The following is a 767-nucleotide window of genomic DNA, read 5'->3' on the forward strand; positions in this document are numbered from 1 at the left end:
AACCCTTTAAGCTCTTTTTCTGGACGCAATACCGAACAAACCGGGTCGCTTACATATAACTGCACCACTTCGGCTCCATATCTGCTTCCGGTATTTTTGATCCTAAACCGGGCATGGATGGTTTCATCTTTTTTATAGCTTGGTTTATTGGTAGAAAGTTTACTGAACGAAAAATCAGTATAGGAAAGACCATATCCAAAAGGGAATTGCGGTTGAATTTTCTTAGTATCATACCAGCGATAGCCAACCAGCACACCTTCTTTGTAATCAGCTGTAGCACCGGTACCTGGATAAGTATTTAAGGCAGCAGCGGGAGAATCTTTTAAGGATACAGGAAAAGTAAACGGCAGCTTACCCGACGGATTGATAACACCTTTTAGTACATCGGCCAGCGCGTTACCGGCTTCTGATCCGTTAAACCATGACCAGACAACCGTATGATTTGATCTTTTGATTTCATTCAGATCATATGGCGCGCCGGCCATCATGACAATAATGGTATTCGGATTAACGGCTGTAACCGCGTTAACTAATTCCTGCTCTCCAAAAGGCAATTCCAGGCTTTTACGGTCATGGCCTTCACTCTCATATTCCCGATTTGAGCCGATACACAAAATAGCCACATCGCTGGCCTTTGCAAGCGCTACAGCCTCATCAATCAGCTTCTGATCGGGTTTATCATAGCCTCGGTTTTGTTCGTCGGTTTTACTTGCCAGGTAATTGGCCCTGTAACCCTGCGCAAAACTGATACCGGCTGTTTTGCCAAA

Annotated in this window: 1 protein-coding gene; it reads right to left on the reverse strand. The window is 44.6% G+C overall.

What is annotated here, in order from left to right; genetic code table 11:
• Window positions 1-767, reverse strand: a 767-nt coding sequence (locus AB6735_RS28010; RefSeq protein ID WP_370999483.1) for a glycoside hydrolase family 3 C-terminal domain-containing protein, incomplete at both ends; no start/stop codon positions are given.

It is taken from the genome of Mucilaginibacter sp. RCC_168, from assembly GCF_041355315.1.
Lineage (GTDB): Bacteria > Bacteroidota > Bacteroidia > Sphingobacteriales > Sphingobacteriaceae > Mucilaginibacter.